Origin of the sequence: Alcanivorax sp. NBRC 101098 (assembly GCF_001010505.1) — a bacterium.
In the GTDB taxonomy this organism is placed as follows: domain Bacteria; phylum Pseudomonadota; class Gammaproteobacteria; order Pseudomonadales; family Alcanivoracaceae; genus Alcanivorax; species Alcanivorax borkumensis.
Genome location: NZ_AP014613.1, coordinates 1750608 through 1767805 on the forward strand (window position 1 = coordinate 1750608; position 17198 = coordinate 1767805).

The 17198-nt window shown below is 55.9% G+C and carries 16 protein-coding genes; 9 read left to right on the top strand and 7 right to left on the bottom strand.

Features of this window, described 5'->3' with window-relative positions; translation table 11 throughout:
* Positions 1 to 83 precede the first annotated feature (83 nt).
* A complete protein-coding gene (locus AS19_RS07950; RefSeq protein ID WP_046961905.1) occupies positions 84 to 2744 on the top strand; it encodes an RND family transporter in 2661 nt (886 codons plus the stop codon).
* 254 nt (positions 2745 to 2998) lie between these two features.
* A complete protein-coding gene (locus AS19_RS07955; protein ID WP_046961906.1) occupies positions 2999 to 4204 on the top strand; it encodes a hypothetical protein in 1206 nt (401 codons plus the stop codon).
* A gap of 352 nt (positions 4205 to 4556) precedes the next feature.
* Here the strand turns inward: AS19_RS07955 and AS19_RS07960 are convergent, their stop codons facing one another.
* From AS19_RS07960 to AS19_RS07990, 7 genes are all read right to left on the bottom strand, one after another.
* Complete coding sequence (locus AS19_RS07960; RefSeq protein ID WP_046961907.1) at positions 4557 to 5276, bottom strand: haloacid dehalogenase type II; 720 nt, start codon at positions 5274 to 5276, stop codon at positions 4557 to 4559.
* A 234-nt stretch (positions 5277 to 5510) separates the two neighbouring features.
* Positions 5511 to 5756, bottom strand: a complete 246-nt coding sequence (locus AS19_RS07965) for a DUF2164 domain-containing protein (protein WP_011588819.1) — start codon at positions 5754 to 5756, stop codon at positions 5511 to 5513.
* Positions 5757 to 5867: 111 nt separating this feature from the next.
* Positions 5868 to 6527 carry an NADPH-dependent FMN reductase gene (locus AS19_RS07970; RefSeq protein WP_035460301.1) on the bottom strand — a complete coding sequence of 220 codons (660 nt, stop codon included), beginning with the start codon at positions 6525 to 6527 and terminating at the stop codon, positions 5868 to 5870.
* Positions 6528 to 7193: 666 nt separating this feature from the next.
* On the bottom strand, positions 7194 to 8702 hold the full coding sequence (locus AS19_RS07975; protein WP_011588821.1) for a fumarate hydratase: 1509 nt from the start codon (positions 8700 to 8702) through the stop codon (positions 7194 to 7196).
* Positions 8703 to 8828: 126 nt separating this feature from the next.
* A complete protein-coding gene (locus AS19_RS07980) occupies positions 8829 to 9704 on the bottom strand; it encodes an alpha/beta fold hydrolase (RefSeq protein WP_035460300.1) in 876 nt (291 codons plus the stop codon).
* Entirely contained in the window at positions 9704 to 9982 is a 279-nt protein-coding gene (locus AS19_RS07985; RefSeq protein ID WP_011588823.1) for an acylphosphatase, read from the bottom strand. Before AS19_RS07985 ends, AS19_RS07980 begins: the two co-directional genes overlap by 1 nt.
* 14 nt (positions 9983 to 9996) lie before the next feature.
* Complete coding sequence (locus AS19_RS07990) at positions 9997 to 11286, bottom strand: YihY family inner membrane protein (protein WP_041704962.1); 1290 nt, start codon at positions 11284 to 11286, stop codon at positions 9997 to 9999.
* A 91-nt stretch (positions 11287 to 11377) separates the two neighbouring features.
* On the opposite strand from AS19_RS07990, the gene arsC reads away from it, so the two are divergent.
* From arsC to AS19_RS08025, 7 genes are read left to right on the top strand one after another with little or no spacing between them, the layout of a single operon-like run.
* Entirely contained in the window at positions 11378 to 11731 is a 354-nt protein-coding gene (gene arsC, locus AS19_RS07995) for an arsenate reductase (glutaredoxin) (RefSeq protein ID WP_011588825.1), read from the top strand.
* Between the two features lie 7 nt (positions 11732 to 11738).
* Positions 11739 to 12332: an NAD(P)H:quinone oxidoreductase gene (gene wrbA, locus AS19_RS08000; protein WP_011588826.1), complete on the top strand. Its 594-nt coding sequence runs from the start codon at positions 11739 to 11741 to the stop codon at positions 12330 to 12332.
* Positions 12332 to 12676, top strand: coding sequence for a DUF2069 domain-containing protein (locus tag AS19_RS08005; protein WP_011588827.1), 345 nt, complete (start codon positions 12332 to 12334; stop codon positions 12674 to 12676). The genes wrbA and AS19_RS08005 overlap by 1 nt, the downstream gene beginning before the upstream one ends.
* Entirely contained in the window at positions 12666 to 13346 is a 681-nt protein-coding gene (locus AS19_RS08010) for an RDD family protein (protein WP_051428730.1), read from the top strand. Before AS19_RS08005 ends, AS19_RS08010 begins: the two co-directional genes overlap by 11 nt.
* On the top strand, positions 13343 to 14326 hold the full coding sequence (locus tag AS19_RS08015) for a stage II sporulation protein M (protein WP_035460294.1): 984 nt from the start codon (positions 13343 to 13345) through the stop codon (positions 14324 to 14326). The genes AS19_RS08010 and AS19_RS08015 overlap by 4 nt, the downstream gene beginning before the upstream one ends.
* Positions 14307 to 15818, top strand: coding sequence for a DUF4129 domain-containing protein (locus AS19_RS08020; RefSeq protein WP_035460293.1), 1512 nt, complete (start codon positions 14307 to 14309; stop codon positions 15816 to 15818). Before AS19_RS08015 ends, AS19_RS08020 begins: the two co-directional genes overlap by 20 nt.
* Positions 15811 to 17136 carry a DUF4350 domain-containing protein gene (locus AS19_RS08025; RefSeq protein ID WP_046961908.1) on the top strand — a complete coding sequence of 442 codons (1326 nt, stop codon included), beginning with the start codon at positions 15811 to 15813 and terminating at the stop codon, positions 17134 to 17136. The genes AS19_RS08020 and AS19_RS08025 overlap by 8 nt, the downstream gene beginning before the upstream one ends.
* The last annotated feature ends 62 nt before the right edge of the window (positions 17137 to 17198 follow it).

Below are 17198 nucleotides of genomic sequence, written 5' to 3' on the forward strand. Positions count from 1 at the left end.
CCCGCCGTACGATATTTGAATACCGATACTTGAGCATCAGGCCTGCGCTTTTGCCAACCTCTTGAACGTTGACCGGACACACCATGACCCATCGATTGTTTAATGCCTATTGCCGGGCTGTACTGGCACACCCTGTTTTCTGGCTAGTGCTACTGGTGCTCATATGCGGCACTGCCGGAACCCAAGCCCGCAATTTCAAGATCGACGCGTCAGCGGATTCCATGGTGTTGGAAAATGACTCGGCACTGCAGTATTACCGCAAAATCGCCAAACAATATGGCGGCAGTGATTTCCTCGTCATTACCTATAGCCCTAAAGACAAACCGTTATTCGAGCAGAGCAGCTTGGAACACCTGCAATCCTTACAGCAGGCTCTCAAAAAGGTAAACCGCGTCAGTTCGGTCTACAGCATGTTGGATGTGCCCTTGCTGTTCAGCCCTCAGGTGGAATTCAGTGACCTAGCCAATGAATATCGCACCCTCACTAGCGAAGGCGTAGACCTATCGTTGGCTGAGAAAGAGTTCACCGATAAAAACCCGCTCTACGAAGACCTGCTGGTCAGCGATGACGGCAACACCACCGCCCTGCTGGTGAGCTTCGAACGGGATCAGAAATATTTCGACCTGCTTTACAAGCGCAACGATCTGCGTGACCTGGAAGACAACGGCGCACTGGATGAACAAGGCCAGCAAGAGCTAGCAGCTGCCAGCCGTGCCTTCAGCGACTACAGCAGCCAGATTCAGCAACGCACTGCCGGTGAAATCGACCAGGTACGCAACATCATGGATGGCTACCGGAACGAGGCCAACCTGTTCCTCGGTGGCGTCCCCATGATTACCACCGACTTAGTGCGCTTTATTCGTTCAGATTTAAAAGTGTTCGGCGTTGGTGTACTGGTTTTCCTCATCCTTACCCTATTCCTGATCTTCCGCCGCCCCCGTTGGGTGATCGTGCCGTTGGCCTGCTGTGGCGTCACCGTACTAACCGTTACTGGCTGGCTGGGCTGGGTGGACTGGAAAGTGTCCGTCATCAGTAGCAACTATATTTCCTTGCTGCTGATCATCACCATGTCCATCACCATTCACCTCACCGTGCGCTTTCGTGAGCTGCACGAAGAAAATCCGCAGGCTAGCCAAAAATGGCTGATTCGCGAAACCGCCGCTCACATGATGCGCCCCAGCATTTATATGATCTTAACCACCATGGTGGGCTTCTCCTCACTGGTGATCAGCGGCATTCGCCCGGTGATTGACTTCGGCTGGATGATGACCCTGGGGCTGGGCATATCGCTAATCGTCTGCTTTCTTGTATTCCCAGCTCTGCTGGCACCGCTGGCAGCCGGCACCCCTCGACAAGGCCGTGACATCAGCCGCGAGCTAACCCTAGCCTTTGCAGGCTTTACCGAACGCCACCGCCCGCTGTTGCTATTGCTTGCCTTGGGTGTAATCGCCACTTCCCTGTGGGGAATAAGCCGCCTCACCGTGGAAAACCGGTTTATTGATTACTTCCAGAAAGACACGGAAATTTACCAGGGCATGCTGCAGATTGATCGCAAGCTAGGCGGCACCACTCCGCTGGATATCGTTATCGATGCGCCCAAAACCACAGCGGCGCAGAACGCCGCACTGGGGCAACCCGCCACCGGTTGGGATGGCGCCAGCGTAGACGACGAGATCAGCGACCCGTTTGCATCTGATAGCGCTAACGAGGTGGATAACACAGCCCCCTTCGCAGACAGCGACCCGTTCGCCACAGACAGTGCCGATCCGTTTGCCGACAGCGATCCTTTTGTCACCGAATCCGGCGCAGACCCCTTCGCCTCTACACCAGAGAAAGCCAAACCTAACCCGCTCAAAGGAGCCTACTGGTTTACCCCTGCCCGGCTGGGCCAGCTAGTAGATATTCAGAATTATCTAGAGTCTCTACCAGAAACCGGCAAAGTGCTCTCCATTGCTACTACCTACGAGGTAGCAGAAAAACTCAATGGGCGCCCACTCAGCTATGTGCAGCTAATGCTGCTAGCCAGTTTTATTCCGGAGGACTTACGCAGCCAGCTAGTTAAACCCTACCTGTCCGACGACGGTAACCAGGTACGCATTAGCATACGGGTGATCGATTCCGACAAGAATCTGAACCGCAACCAATTGTTGGCGAAAATCCGCTCCGATCTGGAAAACAACTTCGGCTTGCAGCCGGAACAGGTACACCTCACAGGCGCCATGGTGCTCTACAACAATATGCTGCAAAGCCTGTTCGACTCACAGATTAAAACGTTGGGTTACGTTTTTGCGGCTATCCTGTTCATGCTATTACTCCTGTTCCGCAGCCTCCCCGTGGCTCTGATCAGCATGGTTCCCAGCCTGATCTCCGCCTCCCTGGTGCTAGGTTTGATGGGCTGGATCGGCCTGCCGCTGGATTTAATGACCATTACCATTACCGCCATCTCCATTGGCATCGCCGTGGATGACACCATTCACTACATTCATCGCTTCCATGAAGAGCTGCCAAAAGACCACGACTACGTGGCCACCATGAAGCGCTGTCATGGCTCCATTGGCAAAGCCATGTACTACACTTCGCTTACCATCATTGCCGGCTTCTCCATCCTGGCCCTATCCAGCTTCAACCCCACCGTTTACTTCGGCCTGCTCACCGGCCTGGCGATGCTGGTCGCCCTGCTTAGCAACCTGACCCTGCTACCCGCTTTGCTGATTACAGTAAAACCGAAACTGAAAGCTGGCTAAAACCCCGGCGCCCATCACGGGAGCTTGCCTGCAAGCGATTACCACCATCGGTGATCGCTGACAGGCAAGCCTCTCTACCCTTCATATCCGTTTATATCCCTGCACACCCCACGGTGAGGAGCAAATGGCACATGGCCATCACCTCCAAGGCGGCAACATTATTATCCTATATTTTTCGCCTACAAATGGCAGAATGCCATTGGTAGGCACCGGGCGGGGGCCCGGCACACAACTGAGGGAAAGGGGATATCAGAATGTTTTATATTTCAGGCGCCAGAGTAGCACTCTGGTCGACCGCATTGCTTTGCGTACAACTCATCGGCTGCACCGGCACCCACTACATACCGGACCAAGGACAACTCGCCAGCCCAGCACCGGCACCTGAGGCACTGAACAGCTTCTCCGGCCAAGCAGATATCCATCTAAACTTGCCCGGAGGCTATGCCTCACCCAGCGTTCGCCAATACCCTAGCGAGGTTGCCACCGCGGAAGTGAATCGTTGGTTTGCTAAATCAGGGCAAGACCTCACCGTTAGCATCCGTAACGACAACAACAAAGATAGCGGCTCAGTAACTCTCCTCGCCTACCTTCTAACGCTTGGCATCCTACCTTCCTGGGTTAACACCAAAGGTGAAACCGTTATGGAAGTGAAAGCCGGAAACCAGGTGCTATTTGAAAATCGAGAGCCTGTTGCGTATCGGTCATCCCTCGCCATGCTACCCACCGCCTATATATTCGGCAGCCCGGGTAAAACACAATACAAAGTCATGGCCGATGACCAGCTCAATCGCCACAAGCAAGCCCTGCAGCAATATATCCAAATACAGCAGGCAGACTATGAAAACGTAGTCTCTGCGGGCAGCGTAGACGCCTACCGCCAATATTTAAAAAATAACCCGGACTCCTTCTTCCGTATGGAAACCCTGCGTCGTCTGGCAGAATTGGCGCCCAGCAGCCATGCTCTCTCCTACCATCGCGACAATATTGCTTTAGACAACGCTTACATCGTTTATCTGCCCGATGAATACGACATCTGGTTCCTCGGCCCGCAAGACATGAAGGTCTACGACGTGTTGCGACTATCCCATGACGAAGACAACCCCTTGCTGGCCTCACGCATCCGCGCTGCCAACCAGCCCTACAAGGTATTCAACAGTGACGAAATCGCCTTGCTCAAGGAAGGCGGCCTGCCCTCTAGCCTTATCGCTGCCATGATTGATGCCAGCGCCAGTGCCCAAGCCGGCTCGGCCCGGCCCGCGGTTGCCAGTACCAACGCGGCCGCAGCCAATACACCAGCAGGCCCCGCGGGCCAGAACGGCATGAATGATATTGTCGCCCAATGCGCCAAGCGTTACGCCGCGTTTAAAGCCTGCGATCAGATACCCTCTTTCGGCGCCAACGTGTGTCGTAGCCAGGTGAAAAAGAAATACTCCCACATGGCCTGCGAACTGGTTCAGTAAGCAAAACCTCGTAAGAGCAGGCCCAGCAACCGCCTACATCTCTTTCGTTGATCACTGCACGGATGAACAGTATATTGAGCGTCCGGGTAGCCCACAGGCCTTCATTACTGTGACCCCAGGAAAGCCTGCCGATTGATCTCCGCGCCCCAAGGACGGGGCGGGGCTCCCCGGACCCCTTTCTTAAAAGCAGGCACGCGCATGTGTGTGCTTTGCAGGAGCGGTGGCTCCACCGCGAATACGAGCTACCCCTTCTCCAAGCAAAGAAAACCCCAGCCGAGCCCCTCTACAACAAAGGCCCGAACCGGGGTTTCTGATGGACTAGCCGCCAGCGGCATACTGCCGCCGGCCTGGCTTATTTGGCATTCATAATATCGGCCAACTCACTAAGATCCTTGATCACGTAATCCGGCTTCTTGGCTAATGGATACAGCGCTTTACCCGGCCGATCCACAAAAGCCGTTTGCAAGCCTGCCTCTTTTGCGCCAGCCACGTCCCAGCCATGGGCCGCCACCATCAAGGCTTCTTCTGGCTTCACACCCAACTGTTCAAGTACCCACTCATAAGCGCGCAAGTCCGGCTTGTACACCTTGATGTCCTCGATGCTATAGCGGGCATCAAAGAAGTCCGTCAGCCCCGCATTCTCAAACTGAGTCTTCACCCCGTTGTTAGACGAGTTGGTGAGGCTAACGATCTTGAAGCCTTGCTCGTTCAATGCCGTCAGCCCCGGCTTCACATCAGGATGCGGCGGCAGGCTGAGAATGGTGGACACAATGGCGTCCTCCGCCTTTTCTTCACTCAAGGTAATATCGTTGTTCTCTGCCACCATCAGCAGCGAGGCAACGCCGATCTGGCCAAAGTCGTGGTATTGCCCGGTTACCGTGGTAACCAGGGAGTTGTGCAACATGGTCGAAAACCACAACGGCAACAGCTCTTCATTGCCACCCAGCGCGTCACCCACCGAAGACCGCATGGACTCCAAATCCAGTAGGGTTTCGTTCACATCAAAAATGATGACCTTGGGCTTAGGCGGTTCACCGCCTACCGTAGCGCCTTGCGGGGTCGTGTCAGCCATGGCGTTGCCTCCAAGAAAGAAAAGGACCACAAAAAGGGGGAATGTCTTTAACCGGCATCGGGGCATAAAAGGTACCTCAGGGGGGAGTCAATGCATGTGCTGCCAAGCCAGCAAATTTAAGGCCAGCCTGTGTTGTGGGAGGGGCCTTCGCAAGGAAAGTTCCCGAGATTGGCTGATACCTCCCTAACCCACAGCAAAGCTGACCGTCGTAACGAAGGCACTGCCGCAATCGCCCTACACTTCTGGCTTCTCCAGCTCCTGCATCACATAACCCACCTCATCCATCTTCTCGGTCAGCACCTGCTGGGCATCAAAAAGGCCACGGTTATAGAAATGCGGCCCCAGCTCCGTGGCAAAAAAATCAATCAAGAACTCCGCCTCGAACCCGCCGATTTCCTGCTGGAGTTCGTCTTCAAAGTACGCTTTTATCTTGCTGACCATGCGGGCTTTTTGGTCTTGGCTGAAGGTGATTTCTGTCATGCTTTACTCATTGCCGAAGAGGCTTTCGATGCACGGGCAAGAGCAGCCGTTAGCTCCTCACTCATCACTCGTGGCTTTCCAACGCCCTGAGTCCACTTTACCGACTAAACACTAGGGCGCATTTCGCTCGGAAGGCGTTGTTTTGAAATCCCGAACCATCTTGTGCGGATCGACCTCATCAGCATACGCTTTCGCGGCTTGAGCCCACCAGATTAGTTGATTGAACGTTCTACCCAAATAATCGAACCAGGATTCCTTATCCTCCCCCGCCTGTAGCGCGCCATTTTCGGCGAAGACGTCTTGTGCTTTCGGCACATGAATCATCGCAGAAACAGGAAGGCAGCCCAGTTCCGAGAGAAATGTACGCATACCGACAGCCGCACGCATTCCGCCCCACTGGCCGGCTGAATAGGTAACGATTGCACTGGGCTTATAGGAAAAGAGCGAACTGCCAAAGTGGTTGAGCAAATTCGCCAACGCTGGACTCATGGAGTGGTTATATTCCGGGCTGACCATGATATAACCATCGGCAGAGGCTATTTTTTCGGCCAGCGTATTGAGTGCCGGCGGCGCCTTGCTCTTCAGGTAAGAAAAATGCGGCTTAAACACCGCCTCCATGGGGTAATCCAGCGCATCAATCAACTCCACCTCATGCCCCGCACATCGCTCATTCAGGCACTCAAGGCAGGCCTTCGCCACCCTCTCTCCCAAGCGAGCAGGCTTAGGCGGACTACTATCACGAACCGTGCCCAAAAAAATCAGGAATTTCATTGATACGACTCCCACTATTGAATCATCGGGGCCAACTCTTACCATCGCCCCCCTAAAGCACGGGGTAAGGCCTGACCCATTGATCTCTTGCATCGTCTAATTTATGCGCACCCTGTTGTTGCAAAGAGGAGTGCCCAAGAGCTGAAACGGGGTTCTCTTTTCCCGAAGAACGACCTGCTACTGTACGCCATTTACCTTTAGTGTCAGTAGTCTGACGTTCTCCCCCCTATACAGTTACGCAGAAGAGATAAAGGCCTTCGTTTTGTAGAAGGGCTAGGGGGGGGAAATAGATACTGGTTGATCTAGAAAATCCCTAGATGTGCCGTAAGAGGTGAGATTTACATTTTCAATTGTTATGACTTTACTAGAGCTGTTCGTGAAATAGATTTCCTCGACCTCTTCAATTTGGTCATTAAACTTCCTGTCTTTCCATGAAATCTTTACTTTCTTACCTTAATGAAAACGCCAGCTTAATGTGTCATTATTCAAATTCGAATATTGAAAGATAAAAACCAATAAATCAGCTAGTTACAAGCTTCCCCGCTAGCGCATTACTCAATATTTTGCCTTCTTCTTTTGCCTGAACCAATACAACGGTACAGAAAGCTCGCCCACAAAAAAACCGCGCAGTTGCGCGGCTTTTTTGTGTCGAGAGTGTAGTACGTACTACGCGCTCTTTTCAGCGATCTTCTGTTTCCAGATGACCGGACCGGTTTTGTGTACCGATTCGCCGGTGGAATCTACCGCCACGGTGACGGGCATGTCTTCCACTTCGAATTCGTAGATGGCTTCCATACCCAGATCTTCAAACGCCGCTACGCGGGATTTGCGGATGGCTTTGGAGACCAAGTAGGCAGCGCCGCCCACCGCCATGAGGTATACGGCCTTGTTGTCCTTGATGGCTTCGATAGCGGTGTCGCCACGTTCGGCTTTACCCACCATGCCGATCAGGCCGGTTTCTTCCAGCATGGTGCGGGTGAACTTGTCCATGCGAGTGGCGGTGGTAGGGCCTGCTGGCCCGACCACTTCATCACCCACCGGATCCACCGGACCTACGTAGTAAATAAAGCGGTTAGTGAAGTCCACGGGCAGCTTTTCGCCTTTGGAAATCATGTCCACCATGCGCTTGTGGGCGGCATCTCGGCCGGTGAGCAGCTTGCCAGACAGCAGCAAGGTGTCGCCCGGTTCCCAGGTCTGCACTTCTTCCGGGGTCACCGTGTCCAGGTTCACGCGCTTGGCGCCTTCGTCATTACCCCAGGCGATGTCCGGCCATTCTTCCAGATCCGGGGCTTTCAGGTCTGCCGGGCCGGAGCCATCGAGAATGAAGTGGGCGTGGCGGGTCGCCGCACAGTTGGGGATCAGCGCCACTGGCTTGTTGGCCGCATGGGTGGGGTAATCCACCACTTTCACGTCCAGTACGGTGGTCAAGCCACCCAGGCCCTGGGCGCCCACACCGAGGGCATTCACTTTTTCGAACAGTTCCAGGCGCAGCTCTTCAGAGCGGGTTTGGGCACCACGGGCCTGTAGCTCGTGGATGTCGATGGGGTCCATGAGGGATTCTTTGGCGATCAGCATGGCTTTCTCGGCAGTGCCGCCGATACCAATACCGAGCATGCCCGGCGGGCACCAACCGGCGCCCATCTTGGGAATCTGTTCCAGCACCCAGTCCACCACGGAATCAGACGGGTTGAGCATGGCGAATTTGGATTTGGCTTCGGAACCACCACCTTTGGCCGCCACGTCGATTTCCAGAGTGTCGCCGGGAACGATGGAATAGTTAATCACCGCAGGGGTGTTGTCCTTGGTGTTGGCGCGTTTGCCGTCCGGGTCCGCCAGCACCGAGGCACGCAGGACATTATCCGGATGGTTGTAGGCGCGGCGCACCCCTTCGTTAATCATGTCATCCAGGCTCATGTCGCCTTCGATAGTGACATTCATGCCCACTTTGGCGAACACGGTTACGATACCGGTGTCTTGGCAGATGGGCCGGCGGCCCATGGCCGCCATGCGGGAGTTAACCAGGATCTGCGCCATGGCGTCCTTGGCTGCCTTGCTCTCTTCCTTTTCATAGGCTTCTTTCACCGCGCGGATGAAATCCACCGGGTGGTAGTAAGAGATGTACTGCAAGGCATCTGCCACGCTCTGAATCAGGTCATCCTGGCGAATCACCGTCATGGGATTACTCCTGCTGGGAAAATAGGGGCGCGTAGTATAGCGCAGAGTATGAAGGGGGCGAAAATCAACGGTGGGAACGCCAGGATTAGCCGCCCCCCTGCCACTCGCCTCATTAACGCAGTGTCTTCATTCGCACTGGGTATTATTAAGCAACCGAATCAGATGGTGATTGACCGCTTCTGGCTGCTCCAGGTGCAGAAAATGCCCGGCATTGGGCAGTACCTGAAGCTCCACGCCGCCACTGAAGTCACTTTCAACAAGGGTATGTTCCAGCAGCTTGGGGCTCATGCAACCATCGTTTTCGCCGATTAAAATTTGGGTAGGCGTAGCGATATTCAAGCCTAACCAACCCCTAACCTGACGGTGTTCTTTTTTCCACACTTTGAATAATGACCGATACCAAGACAACGCAGCGGGAATTACCCCCGGTTCAGCCAAGGTGTGCTTGGCATTGTCCAGATAAAGCCCCGGCTCCCAATCCGGCGACCAGCGTTGCCATAACGTTGTCACGCCATCCAGATCACCTCGCTGGAGCCAGGCCTCCGGTGCCAGCGGCAGCTGGAAAAACTGCATGTAGCCGCTCAATAACACCTGTTCCGGTACCTTTAGCAGGGCTTGGGGAATGCGACGGACCGGCGGAATAGCCAAGGCACTGAACGAACAGAAAGTCTCCGGAGATTGAGCACAGGCCAGATAACCCACCACGGCGCCCCAGTCATGGCCTATTAAATGCACACGCCCCCCTAACTGGGCGGCAAACACCATCAGGTCATCCACAGCGGCATACAGGGAACAGTCGCCATTGCCCGGCTGGCAGCCGGGGGAGTAACCGCGCAGAGCCGGTGCGATAGCCGTATACCCCGCATCCGCCAAGGCATTAATCTGCACCGCCCAGTTTTCGTAGGTATCGGGAAAACCGTGTAGCAAAATAACCGGCTCGCCATTACCGGCCATCAAGGCAGGAAAACGCAGATCACCATTGACCAGCTCAACCTGTTTCATCACGTTACCTCAAAGTGCGTGGAACGGGGGCCATCGTCATCATTATTGCCCTCTTCCACCAGAATTCTGTCCACCTGTGCCAAGGCCGGGCCTTGATGCATGGCATTGAGCATGTCGTCCACTGCATCGGCTTCGCCCTCTAGCAGAGCCTCCACCCGGCCATCAGCACAGTTACGAACCCAACCCGTGAGGTTGCGACGGGTGGCTTCCTGCCGGGCCCAGGCCCGGTAGCCTACACCCTGCACAATGCCACTCACCAGTACATGCTTCGTCGTCATGGTTCTCCCCGTGGTCAATCGTTGCGGCCCTGTTGCTCAGGGTGCCGCTCTTTCTCTGCGGATGGAGCACTGAACAATGCATCCAGACTAATATCCAAGGGCGCCATCATGCCTTCGCGGGCCTCATCCATGCGTGACTTTAATGCTTGCTCCCATGGTAATGACTCGGGCTGTTGCCTAACCCTTAGCTGGGTATGCGCTGGCCAAGGCAGCATGGCTACCAATTGGCCCAGCGATATATTACGCAGATCGCGGCTGAGGATGTAGCCGCCCTCGTCAGTGCGTCGGATTAAATTTGCGTTCACTAATAGATTGCGAAATTCATCCCATTGGCTGATACCCGATTCCTGCATCACTTGACGAATTTCTTTGCTGCGCAGCACCTTGCCGCTCTGTTGACGCTGCCAGAAAACATTAAGCAAACGCACTAGGGCATGCATGCGTGGCACCTGGCGCTGGTGCTCCTGAAACACCACTAATGCCCGCACCAGTTCCGCACCACCGAGCACAATGGTCCAGGAAATATAAATCCACAGCAGAAATACCGGCACGGCAGCGAAGGCGCCATACACCACCTGGTAACTGGGAGCCTGTTTGATAAAAAAGGTAAAGGCCCCTTTCGCCAATTCGAACAATAGCGCCGCCATCGCCGCCCCTAACACGCCTTGGCGAAACGGAACCGTGGTGTTGGGCACCACCGTGTACATAAGTGTCAGCATGGCGGTGGTGAACAGGAACGGCAGCACAGCCAGCCACAATCGCACCCCGCCCAGATAACTGACCGTGTCACTGAAAATAGCCTGCGAGGTGAGATAGGAAGTGATCGCCAGACCCAGACCCAGGCAAATCGGGCCCAGTGACAACAGAGCCCAATACATCAACAAGCTGACCAACCCTTTACGCGGCGTCTGCACTTTCCATATACGGTTCAGGGTTTGCTCGACGGTACTTAGCATTAAAACTGACGTCACTACCAAGAACACAATGCCCAGCACGGTGAGGTTGGTGGCCTGTTTGGCGAAGGACTGCAGGTGATCGAGCAGCATGTTGCCCGCCGAGGGAACAAAATACTCAAACGCCCACTCTTGGAGTTGGGCGCTCTTGCCTTGCAGCGCGGGCACGGAGGAAAGCACCACAAAACTCACCGTCATCACGGGAACGATGGCAAACAATGTGGTGTAGGTTAGCGCCGCAGCACTCTGCCGGCAGCCATCTTCATTAAACTGGCGCACCAGCAGCACAAAAAATGCCTTAATGGAATTGAATCGGGCCTGCACTGGAATTACCGGCTGTTCATTCTCCATACACTTCGCATCCTTTCTCATTGACCCTACCCTTGCCACCACCCCTGTGCAGCTTACAATGACAGCGTTACGACACAGGATATGCAATCTCATGAGCGACTACACTATCTTCCACAATCCACGCTGCTCCAAATCGCGGCAGACTCTGGCGTTACTGGAAGAAAGGGGTATTACCCCCATCATCGTAAAGTATCTGGACGATATTCCCGATGCCGCCACCCTGAAGAGTCTCATCACCAAGCTGGGATTCACCCGTGCCCATGACCTGGTACGCAACAAGGAGGCGGATTACAAAACCGCAGGACTCACCGCGCAGAGCAACGATGACAATGTGATTACCGCCATGACTCAGTACCCAAAACTGATTGAGCGCCCCATCGTCGTTAAAGGGGATCAGGCCGTTCTCGGCCGCCCACCGGAAAACGCCCTGACGTTATTGGACTAAATCGCCCATGACCGATTATGTACTGGTGCTTTATTACAGCCGCAACGGCAGCGTTGCCAACCTGGCACAACAGGTGGCTCGCGGTATTGAAAGCACCGCAATGGAAGCCCGCCTGCGCACCGTTCCCGCGGTATCTGCTAACTGCAAAGCCAGTGAACCGGCAATCCCGGATCAGGGTGCGCCCTACGCCACACTGGATGATCTGGCCGGGTGTCAGGGTCTGGCTCTGGGCTCCCCCACCCGTTTTGGCAATATGGCCGCGCCGCTGAAATATTTCATTGATCAGACCAGCGAGCTGTGGATGAACGGCTCCCTGATCGGCAAGCCTGCGGGCGTCTTTAGTGCCACCGGCAGCTTGCACGGCGGTCAGGAAAGCACGCTGCTTTCCATGATGACGCCTTTATTGCACCACGGTATGGTGCTGGCCGGTGTTCCTTACTCCGAAGCCGCCTTGCTGGATACCCAAAGCGGTGGCACACCCTACGGTCCCACCCATGTTTCCGGCAGCCAGGGCGACCCGGCACTGACCGAACACGAAATCACCCTGGCACGTGCACTGGGCAAACGCCTGGCGTTATTGGCCCGCCAACTGAAGGCTTGATGATGAACCTCGTTTTACTTCGTATTAGCTACGCCCTGCTTTTGCTTGTCGGCATCAGTGGCCTGTTCACTCTGGCGCCGCCAGATGCCCATATCGCTTCCAGTGTGATCATTGCACTAGTGTTGTACCTGCCGCTGTTCCTCATGATTCCTGCAGTGATTAGCGGGAACCGTCGCCAAGCCACTTGGCTGTGCTTCCTAATACTGTTTTATTTCTGTGGTTATGCGATCCAGCTTCTGGATCCACCCCCGGTCCGTACCCTAGCCATAGTCAAAACTACACTCACCGTCATGGTCTTTGTGTTTGCCGCGCTGCAAATTCGTCAGGGCCAGAATGCTGATTGATGAACGTCTGGAAGTAGAAACACCAGAAGGTGCCATGCTCAGCCTGTCGCTGGCCGGGCCGGTGCCTCGGGCACTGGCCTACGCCATCGACTTGGCCATTCGGCTGGTGATCTACGGAGCGCTTGCCGCTATATTGGCAGCCCTGGGCAAGGCCGGCATGGGGCTGCTGCTGATTCTGGCCTTCGTGCTGGAATGGTTTTACCCCACCCTGTTTGAGGCCTTTCGTCACGGACAAACTCCCGGTAAAAAAGCCATGGGCATTGTGGTGGTCCACGCTAATGGCAGCCCCTTGAGCTTCAACGGCAGCCTGATTCGCAACCTGTTGCGCACCGCCGACGCCTTTCCCCTGTTCTACCTACTCGGGTTTGTCTGCACCCTGATGAGCCCTCGTTATCAGCGGCTTGGTGACATGGCCGCCAATACATTGGTTATCCACGTGGAAGAGACACCCGCAATCAGCGAGCATCGCCGTGGCGAAAGCCAGGCCCCGGACTGGCCGTTGAATCGTGATGATCAGCTAGCCTTGCTGGCATTCTATGAGCGCCATGAACAATTTTCTGACGCTCGCCAGCAAGAGCTGGCATTGCTGGTTTACCCTGAATTGACACCGGCCCAAGCATTACAACGCCTAAAGGCCGTGAGCCGCTATCTGGTGGAGGGCCCAGCATGAAACAGGCCCGCTTTGAACAACAATATCGTTCGCAATGGCAGGCACTGGAGAACCAGCTGGAGCAGCTTGAATCACTGCACGTAAGCAAGAAGAACACGCTGCCCCTGAATACCTTCGTTACCGACTACCGCAAGCTTTGCCATCAACTGGCCCTAGCCCGCGAAAGGGGCTACAGCGTTCAGCTGCAACAGTTCCTCAACAACCTGATGCTCCGCGCCCATCGTCAACTGTATCGCTACAACCCCTCACTAGCGGATCGTATCGGTACCTTCATCGCCAGCGACTTCCCCCAAGCAGTCCGCCGCCAGTGGCGCTGGCATCTGGTCAGCGCCCTGACCTTCGTGCTGTCTATGGCGTTGGTATGGGCACTGGTGCATCAACAACCCGAAATGATCTACTCCGTGGTGGACGAAGCCAGCATTACCAGCCTGGAAAGCATGTACCAGCCGGATAACCAGGCGGGCATGAAGAGCGAGCGCAGCGGCGATGACGATGTAATGATGTTCGGCCATTATATCCAGAACAATATCGGCATCGCCTTCCGTACCTTCGCCAGCGGCTTGCTGTTAGGCGTAGGCGCGCTGGTGGTGATGCTGTTCAACGGCAGCTTCTTTGGCGCCGCCGCCGGGCACTTAATCAACGTGGGTGCCCAAGAACCCTTCTTCACCTTTGTGATTGCCCACGGCGCCCCAGAGCTTACCGCTATTGTGCTAGCCGGTGGCGCGGGACTACGGCTTGGCTGGGCCATTATTGCTCCCGGCCCCTGGTCGCGGTTGGACGCCCTGCGCCTGGCGGCCCGGGATGCGCTGCCCACCATGTACGGAGTGTTTGCTCTGTTACTGCTGGCGGCCTTTATTGAAGCGTTCTGGTCACCACGGGACCTGGCGGCGGCTATCAAATACAGCGTGGGCGCAGCCTGCTGGGTCCTTTTGTATCTATATCTTTTCTTCGGGGGGCGGGATGGAACTCGAGAAGGCTAGCGCTCGTCTAGCGCCGCGCACCCCCTGGCAGGCAACAGATCTGGGCACGCAGTTCTACCGCCATTGGGCCGGGCCCATTACCGCTGTGTGGCTGCTATTTACCGCGGTGCCGTATGCCCTACTGCTAACACTGGCCGCGGTGGACAACAGCCTCTGGCCGCTCTTCGTATTCTGGTGGCTCAAGCCCCTGTGGGAGCGGCCTCTGTTGGCCTTTTACAGCCATGCCCTGTTTGGCGAAACCCTCACCCTAAAAGCCTTGCTTAAACGCTGGCCCAGTTACGCCCTGCCCGGACTGGCCGGCCAGCTCACTTGGCGACGCCTGAGCCCCCTGCGCAGTTTCAATGCCTGCGTGTGGCAACTTGAACAAGTGAAAGGAGACACCGCCAGCCAGCGACTCAAAGTACTCAACAGCTACCCGTCCAATCGGGGCGGCATGCTGACCCTGCTGATACTGCACCTGGAACAGTTCATGACCTTCGGGCTAATGGCGTTGCTGTACATGCTGGTGCCCTGGCAATTCAACCTGGAGTTTAGTGATTGGTTCTATGAACAAAGCGCATTACAACTGGCTATCTCCGGGCTGTGTTTCTATCTGGTGCTGTGTGTCACCGAGCCCCTCTATGTAGCCTGTGGCTTTGCCCTCTACTTGAACAAGCGCACCTGGCTGGAGGGCTGGGACCTGCAACTCGGACTCTCCCGGCTGGGAGAACGCCGCCGCGCGGCCAAAAATATCATCGCCACCCTGCTGGTATTGATGTTGGCGGCACCGTTTATGGAACCCGCTCAGGCGCAAACAGCCGCCTCAAGCACCACAACCAGCGAACAACAACAAGTGATCGAACTGCTGGCCAGTCCAGACTTCATGCCCCTGGAAGAGCACACCGAACGGCAGTGGATAAACCGGGATAACAGTGACTCCGAAAGCTGGATGGAAAAACTCTGGGAGTTTCTGTTCGATATCCTGGACGGTGATAAAGTCGATACGTCCAGCGCCCCCGTGAATATTCCTGATGCCCTGTTATGGGCGATTTTCTGGACACTGTTTGTGGCACTGGCGCTGTGGTTGATCGTCAAGGTTGCCAACCAGTTCGGCCTGCGCAAGCATCACTCAGACAAACGCCCGGTCATTCCCACCCACGTGGCCGGGCTGGATATTCGTAACCGCAGCCTGCCTAAAAACCTGAACCGGGCCGTAGAAGAGGCACTCAAGGCTGGAGATACCCGCGCCGCTCTCGCCGTACTGATGCGTGCCACCCTGGCCGGTGTTCTGGCACGCTACCCGGTGCCACTGGCAGCAGGCAGCACCGAGCAGCAATGCCTGCGCACCCTGCAACAGCAGCACGGCAACCCACTACCCATTGACTACCTGCAACGCCTTACCCAGGCTTGGATCAGCACCGCCTGGGCCCACCGTCCGGTCAGTGACGAACAGGTCCGCACGCTGGCACAGCACTGGCAGCAAATGGATCCGCTGGAGGCAGACCATGGGTAAAACCGCCCGGCTGCGCCGCGCCTTTCCCTGGCTACTGGCTGCCCTGTTGCTTGCCATGGTCTCTGGCTACTACGCCCTCACTGAGCCAGTCACCTACATGAAACGGGTGGCGCCGGACAGCAGCATTACCCGCAACCCCTATAGCGCCGCCCAGCAATGGCTGGCACAACGGGGCCAGCCCTCTAAACGCATTCTCAGTGCCGCCGCCCTATTCCCATTGCCAGACACCCGCACCACCCTCGTGATCGATAAACACCGCGGCATGCTCACCTCTAACCAAGTTAACGCTCTGCTTGAGTGGGTGCAGGACGGCGGCAAGCTGGTAGTGGAGGCGCGCCCTCTTCCCGGCATACTCGACACATCTGACGCTAGCGCCAGCGACTGGCAAGATAACGATCCGTTGTTATTCGCGCTAGGCATCACCGTGTGGGACTCTCCGGTGCCCAGTGACGCTGGGCAAGAAGATGCAATACGCGATCTGCTCATGGCCCTGCCGACTTTTGTCGACAGCCCACTGCAATATTGTCTGCATAGCGACAACGAAGCACTCCGCGAAGATTGCGCACGGCTAGCCTGTGATGCCCCACCAGAACCCACACCGCTGACCTTGCATGTGAGTGACAACGAGCCAGATCGCCGGGTGCAATTGTTCAGTGACTATGTGATTTGGCACGACAGCTGGGACGAGGAAGAAGGCAACGCCCCGCACCTGGAATGGCCAGTGGAAATCACCGGCTACGCAGATAATGATTACGGCAGTCAGCTGGTACAACTGAGCCTTGGCAGTGGGCAAATTTCCGTGCTAACCGATTTGAGCCTGTGGTCCAGCGAGCGGCTGCTCTACTTCGATCATGCCTGGCTGCTGGCCTGGCTTACCGGCGCAGAACCCGTGTGGTTTGTCCGCTCGGTGGCCATGCCGCCCCTGGCCCAGTGGCTGTGGCTAAAAGCCCCGGCGCTGGCGTTTGCCCTGCTAATCTTGCTGGTTCTATGGCTATGGCATCGCATTCCTCGCCAGGGGCCACGGCAGCAAGCCCGCGAAGAAAGCCGCCGTGATTACCTGAAACACCTGCACGCCAGCGGTTACTTTCAGTGGCGCACCAACCAACAAATGGCCCTGCTGGCAGAGCTGCGCAAACAAGCAGAACAACAGCTGCTCCGTTTCCATCACCAACGCAATAAGGCTCTGGCGCTGGCGGCAAAAGCGCTGTCGGTGCCAGTAAAAGAACTGGACGCGGCACTACAGAGCCAAGCAGACACCCGAGACCGGTTCACGCAGCAGGTCTCATTATTACAATCGCTGAAAAATTGCCGTCACTGATGCCGGTTCCAGCGGTACAGTGGCGCGGACAACCACGCCAACGTCAGTTAAAACGTAAAAGG

Bases quoted from the DNA above. Each gene is read 5' to 3' on its own strand.
- AS19_RS07950 (WP_046961905.1), top strand. From the start codon at position 84: ATGACCCATCGATTGTTTAATGCCTATTGCCGGGCTGTACTGGCACAC.
- AS19_RS07960 (WP_046961907.1), bottom strand. From the start codon at position 5,276: ATGGCTGACACGACCCCGCAAGGCGCTACGGTAGGCGGTGAACCGCCT.
- AS19_RS08005 (WP_011588827.1), top strand. From the start codon at position 12,332: ATGATGAACCTCGTTTTACTTCGTATTAGCTACGCCCTGCTTTTGCTT.
- AS19_RS08010 (WP_051428730.1), top strand. From the start codon at position 12,666: ATGCTGATTGATGAACGTCTGGAAGTAGAAACACCAGAAGGTGCCATG.
- AS19_RS07975 (WP_011588821.1), bottom strand. From the start codon at position 8,702: ATGACGGTGATTCGCCAGGATGACCTGATTCAGAGCGTGGCAGATGCC.
- AS19_RS07990 (WP_041704962.1), bottom strand. From the start codon at position 11,286: ATGGAGAATGAACAGCCGGTAATTCCAGTGCAGGCCCGATTCAATTCC.
- AS19_RS07955 (WP_046961906.1), top strand. From the start codon at position 2,999: ATGTTTTATATTTCAGGCGCCAGAGTAGCACTCTGGTCGACCGCATTG.
- AS19_RS08020 (WP_035460293.1), top strand. From the start codon at position 14,307: ATGGAACTCGAGAAGGCTAGCGCTCGTCTAGCGCCGCGCACCCCCTGG.
- wrbA (WP_011588826.1), top strand. From the start codon at position 11,739: ATGACCGATTATGTACTGGTGCTTTATTACAGCCGCAACGGCAGCGTT.
- arsC (WP_011588825.1), top strand. From the start codon at position 11,378: ATGAGCGACTACACTATCTTCCACAATCCACGCTGCTCCAAATCGCGG.
- AS19_RS08015 (WP_035460294.1), top strand. From the start codon at position 13,343: ATGAAACAGGCCCGCTTTGAACAACAATATCGTTCGCAATGGCAGGCA.
- AS19_RS07980 (WP_035460300.1), bottom strand. From the start codon at position 9,704: ATGAAACAGGTTGAGCTGGTCAATGGTGATCTGCGTTTTCCTGCCTTG.
- AS19_RS08025 (WP_046961908.1), top strand. From the start codon at position 15,811: ATGGGTAAAACCGCCCGGCTGCGCCGCGCCTTTCCCTGGCTACTGGCT.
- AS19_RS07970 (WP_035460301.1), bottom strand. From the start codon at position 6,527: ATGAAATTCCTGATTTTTTTGGGCACGGTTCGTGATAGTAGTCCGCCT.
- AS19_RS07985 (WP_011588823.1), bottom strand. From the start codon at position 9,982: ATGACGACGAAGCATGTACTGGTGAGTGGCATTGTGCAGGGTGTAGGC.
- AS19_RS07965 (WP_011588819.1), bottom strand. From the start codon at position 5,756: ATGACAGAAATCACCTTCAGCCAAGACCAAAAAGCCCGCATGGTCAGC.